Source organism: Chryseobacterium sp. UNC8MFCol, assembly GCF_000482305.1.
In the GTDB taxonomy this organism is placed as follows: Bacteria; Bacteroidota; Bacteroidia; order Flavobacteriales; family Weeksellaceae; genus Chryseobacterium; species Chryseobacterium indologenes.
This window is the reverse complement of record NZ_KI535290.1, coordinates 261153-278158: the sequence shown is the minus strand read 5'-3', so window position 1 is coordinate 278158 and position 17006 is coordinate 261153. Positions and strand designations below refer to the sequence as shown.

The window sequence follows — 17006 nt, the reverse complement described above, 5'->3', positions numbered from 1 at the left end:
GTCACTTATTGGAGAATTTATTTATTTTCTTTAGCTTTACATCACCAAATGAAAAAATATGAACAGATTCCCTCACTCTCATCATGTCTTTCCCACAGGCAAAGACGAGTGCAAGCTTCACAATGCTTGTCATAAAAATGATTCCTAGATCAGATTGATGATACCGTTGGCATAATGGTATTGCTGCCTTTCATCAATGTAAAGGTGTGTTACCGGTTTCTGAAAGTCGGTTTCCGGATAGACTAAACAGGATGATACGAAAGGTTTTTCCTGTCAGAATGTGAAATGAAGGTAGTTCAATTTCTTACCTACAATTATCCCATGACATTTACAAAGCTTTACCATGAATAATAAACAATTGCCGGAAACCTTTTTGGCGTTATCCAGTTTCAGAAAAAATGATATCTATCTTCCTGAAATGGATCAGGATCAGATCATCTCAGATTTTTTTCCCGGAACTTTTACAGAATTAATACAGCGTTTGTCCGATATCACCGGATTATTCTACGGAGGGTTGCTTAAACAATCAGGGAAACTTTTTGGTCCTGAGTCGGTTGAGCAGCTTTCGAGCGCCTTTATGTATGATCTTGGAACGAAATGACCCTCAGAACTTTAGGAGTAAAGCCGGACTTACCCTTTGGGATTCCGAGTGTGGTTAAAATATTTATTGCAGCAATTTTTACATCCAGTCCCGAATATAATTTTGAATTTAAAGAATTAAATGATCAGAAAGTTGAAATGTTGATAAAAGGAACAGACCGCTACCATAGAATCACACAGAATCTGGAAATTGCAGATCTGTTACAATGGCCGGTTATAAAACCTTTTATACAAGGTGTATGCGATACTATGGGGCTGGATGTTTTACTGCATATAGAAGTATTGAAGCTTGATACGGACAGTTCATGTATCTATAGGATTATTGCTTTGAAAAATGCGAATTAAAGAAATAATGTGTGCAAAAATTAACTGGAGCGGGCCTTAAGGCCCGCTCCAGCTATGATTATCTGAGAGTTTTTACCCATTCAATTCCACTGATATCAATCAGCTTTAAAGTATGGATCTCACTTTTTTGAATGATATCTCCAATATTAATGCTGATATCAGCTTTAGCACCAAGAGGAATTACAAGACTGTGTTTCCCGGACCGGATTTTAGCCACATAATGGTTTTCGATATTTTCTTGAGCAAATTTTGAAAGATCCGTGTGCGAAAGTTCCTTTAAAACATTCCCGTTTTTGTCAAGAATATGGATTCCGATTAAAAATGAACCGTAGACATCCGCTCCTTCAGTTCTGTACAGCTGAAATTTCAGAAGCGATTTCTCATGGGAAATATTCGAGATTTCGATCTTCGGTTGTACAGATTTATTGTGTAACGTTCCCCATACGCCTCCATGGAAATATTGGTTGGTGTATAAGGTAAGTCCAAAAATGATTAGGGAACCTGCCAGTACAAAACTTTTTACGTTAACTACAGGTAAAGGGCCGGAACCTAGCCATCGGAACCATGTTGAATATGTAAAGCTTTTGCTTTTTTTGATGAAATAATGATCAATGGAATAGGTACTGCTTCCTGTAAGAAACAATACAAAACCACCTGCAACTCCCAGAACACCAATTTGCCATTCATCTACACAGGTCGTTCCCAGCCAGCCCGACCCCAGAAGGATTCCCAGAGCTAGGCTGAAAATTCCGATACTCATAAGTCTGGTGAAAAATCCAAGTATAATCAGTAAGCCTACAACGGCCTCAATAATGGTAAAGGTCATCATAGACCTCTGTAAAGAATCCGGGTGAGTGACCAGATACTCAATGATAGGTTTGATTCCCAGAGCATTGGGTAGAAAATGGTTGAATTTTTCTCCGATATATCCGTTTTCATCGGGAGTAAGTTTGTTTTCAAGAATAAGTCTTCGCCAGAATGCTGAAAAGTAGGTCCATCCGATAACCATTCGGAGCGATAAAGTGTATAATCCAGCCAGGTCATAAGACTGGTTGTTTTTTGTATTTTTCATTGAAGTGATATTATATTGTAAAAAACTGATGATGAGGCTTAAGGAATTTTAAGCCAGATCCAATTTCAGTCTTTTAAATAAAATATACTTTGGCGGGCTGTTTCCTGTAGTATGCCCCGAATATTTATTGAGACAAGGTTTTTCTTGTCCCGGATTCCTTATGGCAGCATTAATTTCCCAAAAAGATCCTTTGGATTCGTTTTCTGTCTTGGTTTTTGCACAGGAGATACCGGAGGAAGTTGTAGAAATATCACAGTGTAAGGAAAGTCCGGAGGTTACCTTTACCTTGTTTAAACCACTGATATATTGAATGTCGAAAATATCAAGAACATTTCTTTTTACAGAACATGGCGATAGGGAGAACACCAGTATAAGCATCGTAATGACTGCTTTGTACATTTTGATATGGATTCTGGTGTCTGACATTATTGCAAAACTACACTTTATTTTAATTTTAGCTTAATAAATTGTGCAAATTCATCCCTGTAATATCTTTAAGGTTCAAAAAATAAATCCTACTGACTAACAGTTGTCACAATCCTGTATTATCTTTACATCGTCAAACTAGAACAGATATTTCAATGAGTTATTGTTTAGCTATAGAAGGGATGCAGCCTGAAAGCCGAAAACAGCTGCATAAAAACTACCATGATAATTATTACGGATTTCCAATTCATGATGATAATGAATTATTCGGAAGACTGATTCTCGAAATAAATCAGGCGGGTTTGAGCTGGGAAACGGTCCTGAAAAAAGAAGAAAACTTCAGGAAAGCCTATGATAATTTTGATATTCAGAAAATTGCAGCTTATACAGAAAGCGATCGCGAAAGGCTACTGAGTGACAGCGGGATTATCAGAAATAAACTAAAGGTAAATGCCGCCATTGAAAATGCCAGAACTATCATTGCTTTGCAGGATGAATTTGGTTCCTTTCAAAAATGGCTTGAACATCACCATCCTAAAACATTACAGGAATGGATGAAATTATTCAAAAAAAAATTCAAATTCACAGGTGGTGAAATTGTGAACGAATTTCTGATGAGTACAGGATATTTAGAAGGTGCTCATGCAGAGACTTGTCCCATTCATTCTAAAGTGTTGGCCCGGAAACCTCTGTGGAAACAAACGATAAAGAAGTAGTATAAATATTCGGGGATCACCAGTATTTCCGGGAAACGGTTACTTTTTCAAGAATCAGGACATGAAATCTCACGTCCTGATTTTTATTATAATTTGAAAACTATTTTCCGCCATTGGCTTTAAGATCTGCCTTACAGTTCGTATCCAGCTGTGGGATGGAACCTGTGATAATAAACCCTAAAATATCTGTAGTTTCAGAGGCATAGTACATCAGACAGTTTTTATTGTTGCAGTGATTACCATTCGATGAATCTTTGTGGTCAACCTGCATTGATGATCCCAAATCGACTAATCCCAACAAATGTCCGATTTCATGTTCAAGAACGGTTGCTTCCAGTTTAGTTCTGCTTGTCTGTCCCACTCCTCCGGAATTGTCATGTATTGTTTTTCCAAATAAGGCAATAGAGGTGTTTCGGTAAGTGATCCCTAAAGTATTGGCGCTACCCGTATATTGTCCGTTGGTATACAGGATATTGACTGCCATTGTAGTACCATTGGTAAACACCGTACGGTTGGTATTTTCAATCTTTCTGATATCTTCGGCAGACAAAGTGGAAGCAGAAGTGCCGGGAATTTCCCGCAGACTGATTTTGATCCCGTTATCTTTGCGCAAGGAGGTAGCAAGGAAATTTTTTACATGTTCTATAGCCTGTGAATCCGGTGCATATCCGGGCATGTATTGAATCTCTATTGACAACGAGTTATACCTGTTGTTGCTTAAAAGATCATTAGCAGACGCTCCTACCGAACGGGAGTGATTATAATCTGATGTACCGTTGTTAAATTCATTATTATCTCTGCTACAAGATAACACTAAAGCAAAAGCTAATAAAAGTGGAATAATTTTTTTGATCATATCGTTTTGTGTAAAATAAACACTGCAATAATACTGAAAATAAAAATTATATTCAATTTTAATGAAAAATTACCAACGAACCTTAGTTTGTTGTCGGATTTTGATGAAATGAAACCTTAGTTATTGTTGTTTTTACAATCATTTTCGAGTAAAGCCTTATGTTCTTTACCCCATTTTTCGAATTCCAGAATGATGGGTTTCAGCTTGTAGCCGATTTCTGTAAGCTCATATTCTACCCTCGGAGGAACTTCAGCAAAGACTGTTCTGGTGACAATTTTATCTTCTTCCAGTCTTCTGAGCTGTAGGGTAAGCATCCGTTCCGTAATATTCTGGAGCTTCTTTTTAAGTTCTCCAAATCTCATTTTACCATTAACCAGATAACAACAAATAGCCAGTGACCATTGTCCTCCGATAAGATTCGAAGCGTAGATTTCCGGGCATTCATCAGCAAGGGCTTTTTTATTGGCAAAATTGGTTGAGGTTTCCTTTATTTTAGTCATACTTACTTTTTTTATAGTATCCTACAATGGGTAGCTTATATACGAAATGTAAGTTACGTATATTATTTTTGTATCAGAAATGTAAAGTAATGAAAACGTTAATAATTGTCACTCACCCTAAAATTGAGAAATCCGTCATCAATAAAAGATGGATTGAAGAACTGAAGAAATACCCTGAAAAATATACAGTACATCAACTATATGAAGCCTATCCCGACGGAAAGATAGACGTGAGCCGGGAACAGGAACTCATGGAAGCTTATGATAAAGTGGTGTTTCAGTTTCCATTTTACTGGTTCAGCAGTCCGCCACTTTTAAAACAATGGCTCGATGAGGTAGTGTTATACGGCTGGGCCTATGGAAGCAATAGTGGTTTTAAACTGGCAGGAAAGAAAATGTCGCTGGCTGTCACAGCCGGAATCGATGAAGATGGCTATACAGCCTCGGGAGAATATAAATATACAATGAACGAGCTTTTCAGACCCTATGAACTGACCTTTGATTATATACAAGCAGAATATATCAAACCTTTCGTGTACTACGGAATAGAAAGAGATTCTTCCGATGAATGGATTGAGAGGAGTGTTCCGATGTATCTGGAGTTTTTGGATAAGTTATAATCAGCCGAAAGGCTAATCAGAATATAAACGTAGAAAAGCTAATTATTTTTTTAGTATTGTAAGTTGAAGCTACTTGATTAGCCCTTGTTTTGATTAGCCCTTGTTCTTTAATTTAGGGGAATATTGATTAATTCCCCTCTTTTCTATGGTGATCATTGCATTTCAATAATTAGTTTCAACTGATATTTTTTCTGAAATACTCAAAATTCCTTATCCCACAGTTGGCGTATCTTCTTCTTTCAGAATTTTTTTCTCTTTCATGGTGAGCATCATTCGCTCATATTTATATTTTTCCCAGTCAAATTGATTCAAAAAATCCAGGGCTGCCTGAAAACCTCTGTTGAAAAGATCTTCTTTTTCTTCCTTTTTCATAAAGAAATTCAGCCAGCTGCTGGTTCCGCAATTAACGGTTTGTATACTGTAAAGTCGGTAAAAACTGTGCTTGGTGAGAAAAGTCTTATCATTAAAACCTTTCAGGGTACTGATGATATTCCCGGCATAACTGAAAGGAGTAGCCATAATTTCTTCACTTGTTTTTCCTCTTTCAGAAAGGATACCGGAATCGCTGGTGAGCTGTACCGCAAAGAGAGGAAGACGCGGATAGAACACTTCATCTGCGTGAAAAAGATCAATCGGAAAGTTGGAAATACTGCCACCATCGATAAATACACCCACAGAATTAATATCTTCCTGTTTGGTATTCATCCAGAACTTCCAGGCATACTTTACAGAATCATCATTTTTGTTGATGCTTTTCTGAAAAGGTTCAAAGAAAAAAGGAACAGACATGGATGCTCTCACGAATTCAGCCGGGCTGATGTGCTTGAGTTCCTCTTCCGACCAGTACAAATTCGCCATAGTAGGCAGTTCTACCTTTATTTTGGCATTAATATCCGTCGTGATGACCACATATTCCGATCTGAGTTGGTAAAAAGGATTATTTCTGTAATAATCATTGTTTACAACGCTGTTATAGAATATTTTGTACCTAGTTTCATCAATGTGTTCCTGATTTTTAACCTTAATCTTTTCGATACTTTGAAGCGCAATGGTATAATATTCATCCCTGTTTCCGTACCGGTAATTCAGGTTAAGATTATATTCTTTCTGGATAAATTTTTCATTGAGGTTGGCTACCGTCTTTACTCCGAAACCATCAAGCGCATTTTTCATGGTATCTAAAAAGACATTTCCGGGGTTCAGACCGCTGTTTTCTTTCCTGAAGTTATGATACAGTTTTTTGATACAGAAAAATAAGATTAAGGCTGGAACTAATGGAATAAGGAACATCAGCTTTGCATTCAGTATCGTCCCTGAAGGAATAGCAAAAGGAGTAATGATAAGAATGACAATAAAAATAATAGCCAGGATAGCATTGATTTTAAAGAAATTCTTATTATTCAGCATGGCATGGAGTGTCGTCTTTACATACGTTTTTCCATCCATAAAATCTGAAAAATCCCAGCTGAACAAAATGTCTTTAATAACATCGCTCTTAGCCTCTTCTTTTGTTCTGCAGGCGGCTATAAGCATGGTATTTATTGCTCCTGCACTCGTTCCGGCAACTTTCAGAAAACGGACCCCGAAGATTTCCAGTCCATACAGATAACCTACCAGTGCACTTCCCCAGACACCACCGCCTTCCTGTACAAATTCCACATACTGATGACCATATTCATCTAAAAGATCTGAGAACTCTTTAGAAGAAATATTCTGATGCAATGCCACTAGCTTATCTTTGGAGGCTCCGGATAGAGAATCATCTTTCAGAATTGTATTCAGGTCTTCAGTTTTCATAGTATTTTATTTTGGCGTGTTGCTTCATGGTATGCCTTGGGGAAGCAATCCCTAAATTACTTAATTATTTGTAAAATCAAGAGTGTTTTTTAATGCAAAGTTCGTAATACATAAAGTTTTTTGCCACGAATTCACGAATAAAAATTATTCGTGAATTCGTGGCAAATAAACCGTTCACTTTTTCAGCCGTTCTGTCAGATACACTAATATTCTGCTGCAAATAGAGAGGATACAAAATGACTGGCAATTATAATGACTTTTAAGCCTTGTGCAGTCTTAAAAAATCTACCATTGTCTGCGTCTCACATAGATGAAAGTGCTGATCACTACCGTTGCCATTACTCCCAAAGTAATAAAATAACCATGTTTATGATGGAGTTCGGGCATATTTTCAAAGTTCATACCGTAGACTCCGGCAATAAAGGTAATAGGTAAGAAATATACCGAGTAAATGGCAAGAACCTTCATAACCTGGTTGGCCTTTTGATCTGAAAGAGCCAAAAACATAGAAATAAGATTGGTGATCTGTATATTCAAGTGATCAAAATCGGCGACAACATCTTTATGTTTATCCTTTAAATCGACAATTTCAGAATCCTGAAGGTCCAATAATTTAAACTTGTCTATAGCATCTGTAGAAATGACCAGAACCCGTGAGTTTAGTCCGGATTTCCGCTTCAGTTTATACAATCTTCGGATCTGGCTTGTATGGTTTGTATTTTTAAGGAAAATCTCATTCTCAATATTATCCATAGTTTCAAAAAGGCTCAAAGATTCATCATCAAAACTTTTCATAATCAGAATAGCAATCATTAAAAGTACTTTTTGTGGGGTGACATCTTCCTGAATCGTTGCAATGGTCTTTTTAGTATCGGAAATACTTCGCGTTTTCATCCTGTGTACTGTGATAATAGTATTTCCAAGCAGAAAAACTCCTATTTTAGTGCTGATATCACTGATCGTATTGAGGTTTTTCCTCTCCAGTTCCGTACTTTCACGAAGAAGGAAAAACTTTACATTTCCGTCTTCCTCATACTTGGGAAGGTGGTTGGGGTCTATGGTATCTTCCAGAAGGAGGTTGTTGATCTCATATCTTTCATGAAGGAATCTAAGGTCTTCTGCAGTGGGAGACTCTACATCTACCCACTCACAGTGGGCACTTCTGTATATTGTTTCAATTGGCATAAAGTAAAAATACTAATATTTTGAAATACTATGTTTTAAATAAGTTTTATCTTTGCCAAAATTAAAAAACTATATGATTAAAAGTACCATAAAAGGTGTAGGATTTTATGTTCCGGATAATGTTGTGACCAACGACGATCTGGCAAAACTAATGACCACAAATGACGAATGGATTACGGAAAGGACAGGTATTAAAGAAAGAAGACATCGTAAAAATAGAAATGATTCTCAGGAAACAGCTGCTTACCTAGGATATAAAGCTGCTGAAAAAGCTATTAAAAATGCTGGGCTCACCGCGAAGGATATTGACTATATTGTTTTTGCCACTCTTTCTCCGGACTATTATTTTCCGGGATGCGGAGTATTGCTTCAGGATATGCTGGGATGCGATACCATTGGTGCTTTGGACGTGAGAAATCAATGTTCAGGATTTGTATACTCGATGAGCGTTGCGAATGCCTTTATTAAATCAGGAACATACAAAAATATCCTGGTTGTGGGAGCTGAAGTACATTCTTTCGGACTGGATTTTTCTGACGAAGGAAGAGGAGTATCAGTCATTTTCGGAGACGGGGCAGGGGCTATTGTTCTTTCTGCCACAGAAGATGAAAATGCAGGAGATGTATTAGCTGTAAATATGCATTCCGAAGGGAAATATGCGGACTATGCACACAGTTCCCGGGATCCAAGTTCGGTTGGAGCGACAGAATGAGAAAAGAGCCGGAAAATGTTACCAACAAAGAAGTTTATCCTATTATGAACGGAAACTTTGTATTCAAACATGCGGTAACACGATTCCCTGAGACTATGATGGAAGCTTTGAATAAAGCCGGAAAATCAATTGAAGATCTGGATATGTTTATTCCCCATCAGGCAAACCTGAGAATTGCTCAGTTTGTTCAGCAGAAATTCGGATTACCGGACGATAAAATCTTTAATAATATTCAGAAATACGGGAACACAACTGCTGCTTCTATTCCGATTGCTTTAAGCGAGGCTATTGAGCAGGGAAAAATTAAAAGAGGAGACCTAGTCCTTCTTTCTGCTTTCGGTAGCGGATTTACATGGGGAAGCGTTCTTTTTGAATATTAATCGGAGAAAGAATGAAGGAATAAAATTCTCCTGACTTAAATATAAGTTGATTTTTGTTTTTATCAATACAATAAAAAAACCGCAGAAACTATTCTGCGGTTTTTACTTTTTTATCCTGAGCCGTGTTTAGAGGCTCTTCAATAATTTCTCTGTATCAGAAGAATCCTGACCGGTGCTTTTCGCCAGTTCAATAGATTTTTCAGCCCATAATTTTGCATTTTTCTTATCTCCGATCTTGTTGTAAAGATTGGCTAAAGTATCTGTATTGGCATAGTTCTGATTTTTTTTAACAGACTCCTGTGCCCAGGCCACAGCCTTATCCAGAGAAGCTTTATTATCTACATTTTCAAAGAAATTCCAGGCCAGTGAATTCAATTCTTCGGAACTTGTAGCAGAGATATCCTTATAAAGCTCAAGAACCAGTTTCTCATATGTTGGAATATCCTTGTTTTTTAAAGCTCTGTTGGCCTTCATCCTTTTTAACACTTTATCAGCTTCTTCCTTGCTTAAAAACTTTTGAGTTTCTGTAAGGAAATAGGTATCATCCCATGTTTTGGTGTCAGCATTGTAAGCTTTCTTTGCTATTGTATTTAATTGGATATTCTTATCAATTTTTTTATATTGATCCTCCGGGAAAATTTTAGTGATATCAGCTTTTTTGTCCTGGAATATTTTGTATACGGGACTTTCAGTACTTTGAGTGGCTGCAAGAAGTAATTGAACATCATCCTGATCAAGAGATGCTTTCTGTTGGAAATAACGGTTGAGGACCTTCCCTGCAAAATCAGTGTCATTATAAATGGTGAGCATCGCCAGATTCTTCAAAAATTCAGGATCTTTTTCCCCATTTTCAAATTTTTGCTTTAATGCTGTTAATCTTTTACCCGGATCTTCAGCATCTTTTGCAAACTGGATGAAATCCTTTTCTTCCACATAACCCAGCGTTCTGTGTACGGCCTCACCGTTTCCGTCTATAAACAGGTAGGTAGGGAAGGCTTTAACATTATACTTTTTAGCCAGATCAATACCTTCTCCTTTTTCCATATCAATTTTAGCATTGATAAAATGCGAGTTGTAATAATCTCCCACGTTCTTAAGCGGAAAAATATTTTTTACCATAAGCTTACACGGTCCGCACCATGATGCATAGGCATCTACGAAAATAAGTTTGTTCTCTTTTTTTGCTTTTGCCAGGATAGACGCAAAGTTGCCGTCTTCAAATTTAATTCCCTGTGCAAAGGCTATAGCTCCTATAAACAGGGATGAAAGTATTGCTATTTTTTTCATAAAACTTTTTATTCATTCCATGCAAATGTAATCAATATGATGACAATTAAGTTGGTCATATCAAAAATAATTCGGTGAGAAGATTGTTTTTAATATATATTTAAGATGGTAAAAAAGAAAATCATTTATTATTTTAAACATATTATTAAAATTAATGTAAATTTATTTTTTAGTTAAATGATTAAATTACAGTGGAATATTTTAATTAAAACTAAAATATTAGTAGTTTTGTAAAAAACAAAAAGACACCCAATGAAAAAATGATGAATTATTATAAAAGTAATAATTTGTTTTTTTATGCCTAAAAGATTACTGAAATTTTTGTTTTTGCTTGCTACAGCAATTCCCCTATTTGCACAGAAAAAAGACCGTTTCGAACAGATCTGTGAGAGAACTTCTGTGGTAACCTCCCATAAAAACCTGCCCCAAGCATTAAAAACTGCTGACTCCCTTTATATGGCCGCCCAAAAACCGGAGGAAAAGGTGAGAAGCCTGATTCTTTCATCGGAACTTTATCACTATGCAGGAGAATTTAAAAAAGCCATCTGCTACAGCGAAAATGCGCATTCACTAATTAATCAGATGAACAGCCAGGAATGGTTGGCATACATCAACCGACTTTTGGCAAAACAATACCGTCAGGTAGGTCTTCAGGAAAGGTCAAAAAAATATATTGTAAAAGGTCTCGAAGCCTCTCTGAAAATTACTGATCCCCATAAAAGAAGTGAAATGGCAGGATTACTCAATCAGGAAATGGCCTACTACCAGATGGAAATGGGACATTACACAGATGCCATTCGCTCTATTGAATCCTCATTACAGTATTTCGGGAAAATAGAAAGCGAGCAGGAAGATAGAACGGAAGCAGCTTCTTATCAATTGTTGGGTGATATCTATTTTAAACTTAATGACTATCCCGTTTCTGAAAATTATTACCGAAAGGCCGAAAAATTACTGAAGGAAGGAAGCTGTATTTTAGGCCTGGTGTATAACGGACTGGGAGGAATACGCTTGAAACAGGAAAACTGGAAAGATGCCGAACTGTATTTAAAAAAAGCAGAAAAAATTGCAGATACTTCCCGTAGCCTTAAACTTAAGAAAGCAGTATATTCTAACATCAACGATTATTACGAAGGAACGGGCGATGACTTCAAGGCTTCTTTGTATGCGATAAAATATGTAAGGGCTTATGACAGTATTGCTGCCCGTAACCAGGGGTTCGGAATGAAAGACCTCGAAGCTCCGCTCAATAAAAATACCAAAAAAAGTAGCGGAATGAATGTGGTGAAAAATACGGCTATTCTTCTTCTTTTCGTATCGCTCGTCGGACTGATTATCTTTTTCAGGGTTACTCAGAAACGGCAACGTTCAAAACTAAGAAGCATTATCAGAACACAATTACGCCCGATTACCCATAATGTACACCTTTTCAAATCGAATGATAATCTTGAGTTTGCCAATATTTCTGTGGAAGAAATTGATGAAAAAGACAGCGAAGCCGATAGGAGAAGGAATGATTCACTGATGACTTCCGAAACAGAATCAAAATTACTGGAACTTCTTGAAGAATTTGAAAAAGGACAGCTTTACAACAACAAAGGCATGTCCCTGTCTTTTCTTGCCGGAGAACTAAATACCAATACCAAATATCTTTCTTACGTCATTAATCAACACAAAAATACCGATTTTAAAACCTATATCAATCGTTTACGAATCAATTATATTGTGGATAAACTGATTAATGATGAGAAGTACAGACAATACAAAATCAGTATTCTTGCAGATGAGTGCGGCTTCTCTTCACACAGTAAATTTGCGGCGGTCTTTAAAGCGGTCACCGATTTTTCCCCTTCAGCCTATATCAAGCATCTTGATGCTGAAAATGGCTCAGACCGGAATATCCATTTTCGCGAAAATGATTAAAAGCAGGTGATTTTTTTCATCCGTACTTGCTATTTTCGCGAAAATGGCTAACCTAATATTTTATCTGATGCGCCTGCTACACTATCTTTGTGGCAGTTTTAGAGGGAATGTCTAGCAGTGTACTCCAACTGATTTCTTTATTTTTCTGAAGGAATTTTTTCAGAACGTAAAGCATACTTAAAACAAAAACACCAGCCCGAACCATGAAACTTTATATAAGGAGCTCGCGAGTATTTCATTATCTGGGATAACTTCAGTTCCTCTTTTATCAGGTTAAAAAGATATTCTGATAAGGGATTCGTAACAATATAATCGGGGTTGATTGCCCGGTTTTTTTTCAGTCAAGTTTTTTTAAGTGCAAATCCGCAGAACATCTGCGGATTTGTGGTTTTTTATTTCGTTTTTGTAGGGTCTGTTTTTGCTTGGGTAGTATCGGGAGTGGCTGTTGCCGGCTCAGAATTAGCTACTGCAGAGTCTCCCATTTTGTTTCTTAAAGAATCTTTATTGTGAGCATCCTTAAATTCTTCTCTTTTCTCCTTGTTTTGAGCACAGCTTCCCAGAAAAAAAAGTGCAAGAATGGCTCCTATCAATAATTTGTTCATAATTCTATTATTTTGAATGTTTGGTTTTAATCAAATATAAGCATTTTATAAAAGATAAAAGATCTTGTTGTTAAATAATTACTATATATTCGGATCTCAGCATAATTAAATGATTTCATTTGGCTTTAGCCCAAACCTCTTACAATCTTTATCCTCATATTATTCATCAAAAAATCTGCAGAGCTTTCATCTGCAGATTTTCCATTTTAAATTAAACGATATAAAATCTATTTGACAGGAGCCATCACCGCTGAATCCTTTTTCATCTTGATACTGTCAGGATTCATTTTCTTTGTCTTCATCGTGTCTGTGGCAACTGGTGACATTGTTCTGGATTTGTCCATTGCAGAATCACGGGTACCGGTCGACATAGATGACTCTTTGGTTCCACAGCTCACTGCAAATATGCCTATTCCGATAGCTGTTAGCAATAACTTTTTCATACAATTTTATTTTGGGGTGTATTATGAAAAAACAACTATTATTCCTAATATGGGTTATAAAGTCGTAAAATATAGGTAAAGTTTGTTAAAAGATGTTAGGTAAGTGGAGATTAGAGATATTAGAGTATTAAAGTAGGTGCGGACCAAATTGATTTCTATCAAGACAATTAATCTTAAACCTTGAACTTTGAATCTTGAAATGCTGTAAACCCCATCATTCATAAAAAAGCCCCGAAACCGAAATTCCGAGGCTGTATTGAAAGAACAGGCAACAATTCTCATTACCTATTACTCATTACTTATTATCCTAAGTATGGATATTTGTAGTTTTTAGGAGAAACAAAAGTTTCTTTTATGCTTCTTACAGATGTCCATCTTAGAAGATTCATTTTCGAACCTGCTTTATCGTTAGTTCCTGAAGCTCTACCACCTCCGAAAGGCTGTTGACCTACTACAGCACCTGTTGGCTTGTCGTTGATGTAGAAGTTACCGGATGCATTTTCCAACGCTTTATAAGCTTCAGCAATTGCATAACGGTCCTGAGAGAATACAGAACCTGTTAGTGAATAAGGAGAAGAAGAATCAACTAATTTTAGTGTTTCTTTCCAGTCCTGATCTTCATATACAAATACAGATAAGATTGGTCCGAAGATTTCTTCTACCATACTTTCGTACTGAGGGTTTGTAGTTTCAATTACCGTAGGGTGTACAAACCATCCTTTAGCATCGTCGTATTTACCACCGATAGCTACTGTAGCTTCACCTGAAGCATTCGCTCTGTCGATATATCCTTTGCATTTCTCGAAAGAATTTTTGTCAATTACAGCGTTCACGAAGTTAGATGGATCTTCAGGAGAACCGATTTTGATCGTGCTCATCTGAGCTTCCATTACTTTTTTCACATCAGCCCAAAGAGATTTAGGAATATAAGCTCTTGAAGCTGCAGAACATTTCTGCCCCTGATATTCGAAAGCACCTCTTACCAAAGCAGTAGCCACAGCTTCTACGTTAGCTGAAGGGTGAGCAATAACGAAGTCTTTACCACCCGTTTCTCCCACGATTCTAGGATAAGTTCTGTAGTTGTGGATATTATCACCGATCATTTTCCACATTCCCTGGAATACCTTAGTAGATCCTGTGAAGTGAAGACCTGCAAAGTCTTTGTGTGCCAATACTTTTTCAGCTGTTTCTTTACCATCTGTAAAGATCATGTTGATAACACCAGCAGGAAGACCCGCTTCAATCAATACATCCATGATTACTTTTGCAGAATAAACCTGCTTATCAGAAGGCTTCCATACCACAACGTTTCCTAACATAGCCATACAAGTAGGAAGGTTTCCTGAAATAGCTGTAAAGTTGAACGGAGTTACTGCAAAGCAGAATCCTTCTAATGGTCTGTACTCTACACGGTTCCAGATTCCGTTGTCAGAAACCGGCTGCTCAGCATACATTTCTGTCATGAACTCTACATTGAATCTTAAGAAGTCGATAAATTCACAAGCAGAATCAATTTCAGCCTGGTGAACATTTTTAGACTGTCCGATCATCGTAGCTGCATTAATAACATCTCTGTAAGGACCTGCTAAAAGATCAGCTGCTTTTAGGAAAATAGCTGCACGCTGTTCCCAACCTAGTGCATTCCATGCTTCTTTAGCTGCCAATGCCGCGTTGATAGCGTCATCCACATGCTGCATACCACCCTGGTAGTAAAATCCGAAGTCGTGAGCATGATCCTGAGGAGACTGAAGCTGAACTTTATTGTCAGTTTTTACTTCCTTTCCATTGATGATCATTGGGATTTCTACTTTCTCAGCCCACATCTTTTTGTAGGTGTCGATAAGGCTTTTAACTTCCGGAGATCCCGGTTCGTATGAATTTACCGGCTCGTTTACCGCTAATGGTACTTGCGAAATTGCTTTTGACATATTACGTTGTATTATTTTTTTATTAAAAGTATCTTGTATACAAATTTACGATAATTATAAGGAAAGAAAAAATACTGCAGCTTTTTATCAATTAAACTGAAATTATAGGTATTGCTTGGAGAATGGTGGCTTTTTTATAAGAAAAAATAAAAAAAATGAATGTATTTGTTGTATTTATTCAAGTGTTGCAAAAAAAGCTCTGGTTTCCCATAATTATAGGAACTGGGACAATAAAATATTTGTCATAGTTCATCAACCCTGATTAAGTATTGTAAATAAAGGAATTATAACTAAATGTTAAAAATACGTAAAATTACGTTTGTTGCGATTTTGAACATTTTAAATATTTTTTTTGATAGCCTGTGATGGGAGATTGTTATAATTTTACACCATTATTTCCAGGGTATGAAAAAAAGAGTCGTATTTTTCTCTTTTATATTGTTTTTTTTAACTTTATGCACAAGTCATTTTGTACATAAGGCAAAAACTCAACCCTATTCTGACCTTTTATCAAAAATACATCTTCTTCAACAAAAATCGGATGAACATTCCCAGCCTGAAATCTACAGTTTTTCGGACGCACAGGATATTCAGGACTCCAATGATTGGGAGAAGGTAAAATTTGATTATTCCATACTTGCTCAGCAATGGTTGCACTATTTCTTTGCAAAGTATACCTTTACTGCTCCGGTTGCGGCCGTTCAAAACCGTATTTACATTACAGCACCAAGATACATTCTGTATCATTCTCTTCAAATAGCGGGCTGCTAATCCCTCATTTTTTAAACTTGTAATGATTTGTTATGGTTTGTATTGCATAAATACGGATCCATCAGACTCATTCCCAATTTACATTTTCTGAACATTTCTATTTGCCTTTTCAGAAAGGTGAACAGGATATTGTTTGTCCAATTTTAAATAAACATACTATGCACTTAACACCGAGAGAAACGGAAAAGCTTATGCTATTTCTGGCAGGCGAACTCGCTCTGAAAAGAAAAGCCAGAGGCCTGAAATTAAACTATCCAGAATCCATTGCATTGATCAGTCACTTCCTGCTTGAAGGAGCAAGAGATGGAAAAAAAGTTGCTGAGCTGATGCAGGACGGCGCCAATCTTCTGACCAAAGAGGATGTAATGCCAGGCGTGGCAGAAATGATCCATGATGTGCAAATTGAAGCGACATTCCCTGATGGAACGAAGCTGGTAACCGTACACAACCCAATCCGCTAATCCCTACTGATCATGATACCAGGAGAAATTTTTGTAAAAGAAGGCACTATTATCTGCAACGAAGGCAGAGAAACGGTGAAAATCAAAGTTACCAATACAGGAGACCGCCCCATCCAGGTAGGTTCACACTTTCATTTTTTTGAAGTCAATAAAGCAATGAGCTTTGACCGCGAAAAAGCTTTCGGAAAGAGACTGAATATTGTAGCAAGCACTGCAGTACGTTTCGAACCGGGAGAAGAAAAAGAAGTGGAATTGGTAGAAATAGGAGGAACCAAAAAAGCAATGGGCTTCAATAATCTTGTTGATGGACAGGTAGATTCTGAAGATCAGAAAAAAGCAAGCCTTGCAAAAGTTCAGGAATTAAACTTTAAAAATCAGTAAG

At 36.9% G+C, this 17006-nt stretch carries 18 protein-coding genes and 1 pseudogene; 9 read left to right on the top strand and 10 right to left on the bottom strand.

The annotated features are described in order from the left end of the window. Positions 1-343 precede the first annotated feature (343 nt). Complete coding sequence (locus M030_RS0115565; protein WP_027374342.1) at positions 344-601, top strand: hypothetical protein; 258 nt, start codon at positions 344-346, stop codon at positions 599-601. Further along, complete coding sequence (locus tag M030_RS0115560; RefSeq protein ID WP_027374341.1) at positions 598-945, top strand: hypothetical protein; 348 nt, start codon at positions 598-600, stop codon at positions 943-945. The genes M030_RS0115565 and M030_RS0115560 overlap by 4 nt, the downstream gene beginning before the upstream one ends. 58 nt (positions 946-1003) lie before the next feature. On the opposite strand, the gene M030_RS0115555 is transcribed toward M030_RS0115560, so the two are convergent. Both M030_RS0115555 and M030_RS0115550 read right to left on the bottom strand, forming a co-directional pair. Continuing rightward, positions 1004-2017, bottom strand: a complete 1014-nt coding sequence (locus tag M030_RS0115555) for a TQO small subunit DoxD (RefSeq protein ID WP_027374340.1) — start codon at positions 2015-2017, stop codon at positions 1004-1006. Positions 2018-2065: 48 nt separating this feature from the next. Further along, the gene (locus M030_RS0115550) at positions 2066-2443 is read right to left on the bottom strand and encodes a hypothetical protein (RefSeq protein WP_027374339.1); all 378 of its coding nucleotides are present in this window, start codon (positions 2441-2443) and stop codon (positions 2066-2068) included. A 155-nt stretch (positions 2444-2598) separates the two neighbouring features. Between M030_RS0115550 and M030_RS0115545 the strand changes: the two genes are divergently transcribed. Then, entirely contained in the window at positions 2599-3159 is a 561-nt protein-coding gene (locus tag M030_RS0115545) for a DNA-3-methyladenine glycosylase I (protein ID WP_027374338.1), read from the top strand. A 100-nt stretch (positions 3160-3259) separates the two neighbouring features. Here the strand turns inward: M030_RS0115545 and M030_RS0115540 are convergent, their stop codons facing one another. Continuing rightward, entirely contained in the window at positions 3260-4015 is a 756-nt protein-coding gene (locus tag M030_RS0115540) for a M12 family metallo-peptidase (RefSeq protein ID WP_027374337.1), read from the bottom strand. Between the two features lie 116 nt (positions 4016-4131). Next, the gene (locus M030_RS0115535) at positions 4132-4515 is read right to left on the bottom strand and encodes a winged helix-turn-helix transcriptional regulator (RefSeq protein ID WP_027374336.1); all 384 of its coding nucleotides are present in this window, start codon (positions 4513-4515) and stop codon (positions 4132-4134) included. 89 nt (positions 4516-4604) lie between these two features. Here M030_RS0115535 and M030_RS0115530 point away from each other — a divergent pair, with 89 nt between their 5' ends. Next, positions 4605-5135: an NAD(P)H-dependent oxidoreductase gene (locus M030_RS0115530; protein WP_027374335.1), complete on the top strand. Its 531-nt coding sequence runs from the start codon at positions 4605-4607 to the stop codon at positions 5133-5135. A 210-nt stretch (positions 5136-5345) separates the two neighbouring features. On the opposite strand, the gene M030_RS0115525 is transcribed toward M030_RS0115530, so the two are convergent. Then, the gene (locus tag M030_RS0115525) at positions 5346-6932 is read right to left on the bottom strand and encodes a patatin-like phospholipase family protein (RefSeq protein ID WP_027374334.1); all 1587 of its coding nucleotides are present in this window, start codon (positions 6930-6932) and stop codon (positions 5346-5348) included. Positions 6933-7217: 285 nt separating this feature from the next. Then, complete coding sequence (locus tag M030_RS0115520; RefSeq protein ID WP_027374333.1) at positions 7218-8117, bottom strand: CorA family divalent cation transporter; 900 nt, start codon at positions 8115-8117, stop codon at positions 7218-7220. A gap of 73 nt (positions 8118-8190) precedes the next feature. On the opposite strand from M030_RS0115520, the pseudogene M030_RS24330 reads away from it, so the two are divergent. Next, positions 8191-9209, top strand: a pseudogene (locus M030_RS24330) (3-oxoacyl-ACP synthase III family protein). Positions 9210-9335: 126 nt separating this feature from the next. Here the strand turns inward: M030_RS24330 and M030_RS0115510 are convergent. Continuing rightward, on the bottom strand, positions 9336-10496 hold the full coding sequence (locus M030_RS0115510) for a thioredoxin family protein (RefSeq protein WP_027374332.1): 1161 nt from the start codon (positions 10494-10496) through the stop codon (positions 9336-9338). A 297-nt stretch (positions 10497-10793) separates the two neighbouring features. On the opposite strand from M030_RS0115510, the gene M030_RS0115505 reads away from it, so the two are divergent. Next, positions 10794-12419, top strand: coding sequence for a helix-turn-helix domain-containing protein (locus M030_RS0115505; RefSeq protein ID WP_027374331.1), 1626 nt, complete (start codon positions 10794-10796; stop codon positions 12417-12419). Between the two features lie 392 nt (positions 12420-12811). Here the strand turns inward: M030_RS0115505 and M030_RS0115500 are convergent, their stop codons facing one another. The 3 genes from M030_RS0115500 to pruA form a co-directional block, all read right to left on the bottom strand. Next, positions 12812-13021 (bottom strand): hypothetical protein, encoded by a 210-nt coding sequence (locus tag M030_RS0115500; RefSeq protein WP_027374330.1) that lies wholly within the window; start codon positions 13019-13021, stop codon positions 12812-12814. 227 nt (positions 13022-13248) lie between these two features. Further along, positions 13249-13392, bottom strand: coding sequence for a hypothetical protein (locus M030_RS0115495; protein WP_228375255.1), 144 nt, complete (start codon positions 13390-13392; stop codon positions 13249-13251). Between the two features lie 374 nt (positions 13393-13766). Then, positions 13767-15392: an L-glutamate gamma-semialdehyde dehydrogenase gene (gene pruA, locus M030_RS0115490; protein ID WP_027374328.1), complete on the bottom strand. Its 1626-nt coding sequence runs from the start codon at positions 15390-15392 to the stop codon at positions 13767-13769. A gap of 405 nt (positions 15393-15797) precedes the next feature. Between pruA and M030_RS0115485 the strand changes: the two genes are divergently transcribed. The 3 genes from M030_RS0115485 (at position 15798) to ureB (ending at position 17005) form a co-directional block, all read left to right on the top strand. After that, positions 15798-16163 (top strand): hypothetical protein, encoded by a 366-nt coding sequence (locus M030_RS0115485; protein ID WP_027374327.1) that lies wholly within the window; start codon positions 15798-15800, stop codon positions 16161-16163. 158 nt (positions 16164-16321) lie between these two features. Continuing rightward, on the top strand, positions 16322-16624 hold the full coding sequence (ureA, locus tag M030_RS0115480; RefSeq protein ID WP_027374326.1) for an urease subunit gamma: 303 nt from the start codon (positions 16322-16324) through the stop codon (positions 16622-16624). A gap of 12 nt (positions 16625-16636) precedes the next feature. Continuing rightward, a complete protein-coding gene (ureB, locus tag M030_RS0115475; RefSeq protein WP_027374325.1) occupies positions 16637-17005 on the top strand; it encodes an urease subunit beta in 369 nt (122 codons plus the stop codon). Position 17006 lies beyond the last annotated feature (1 nt).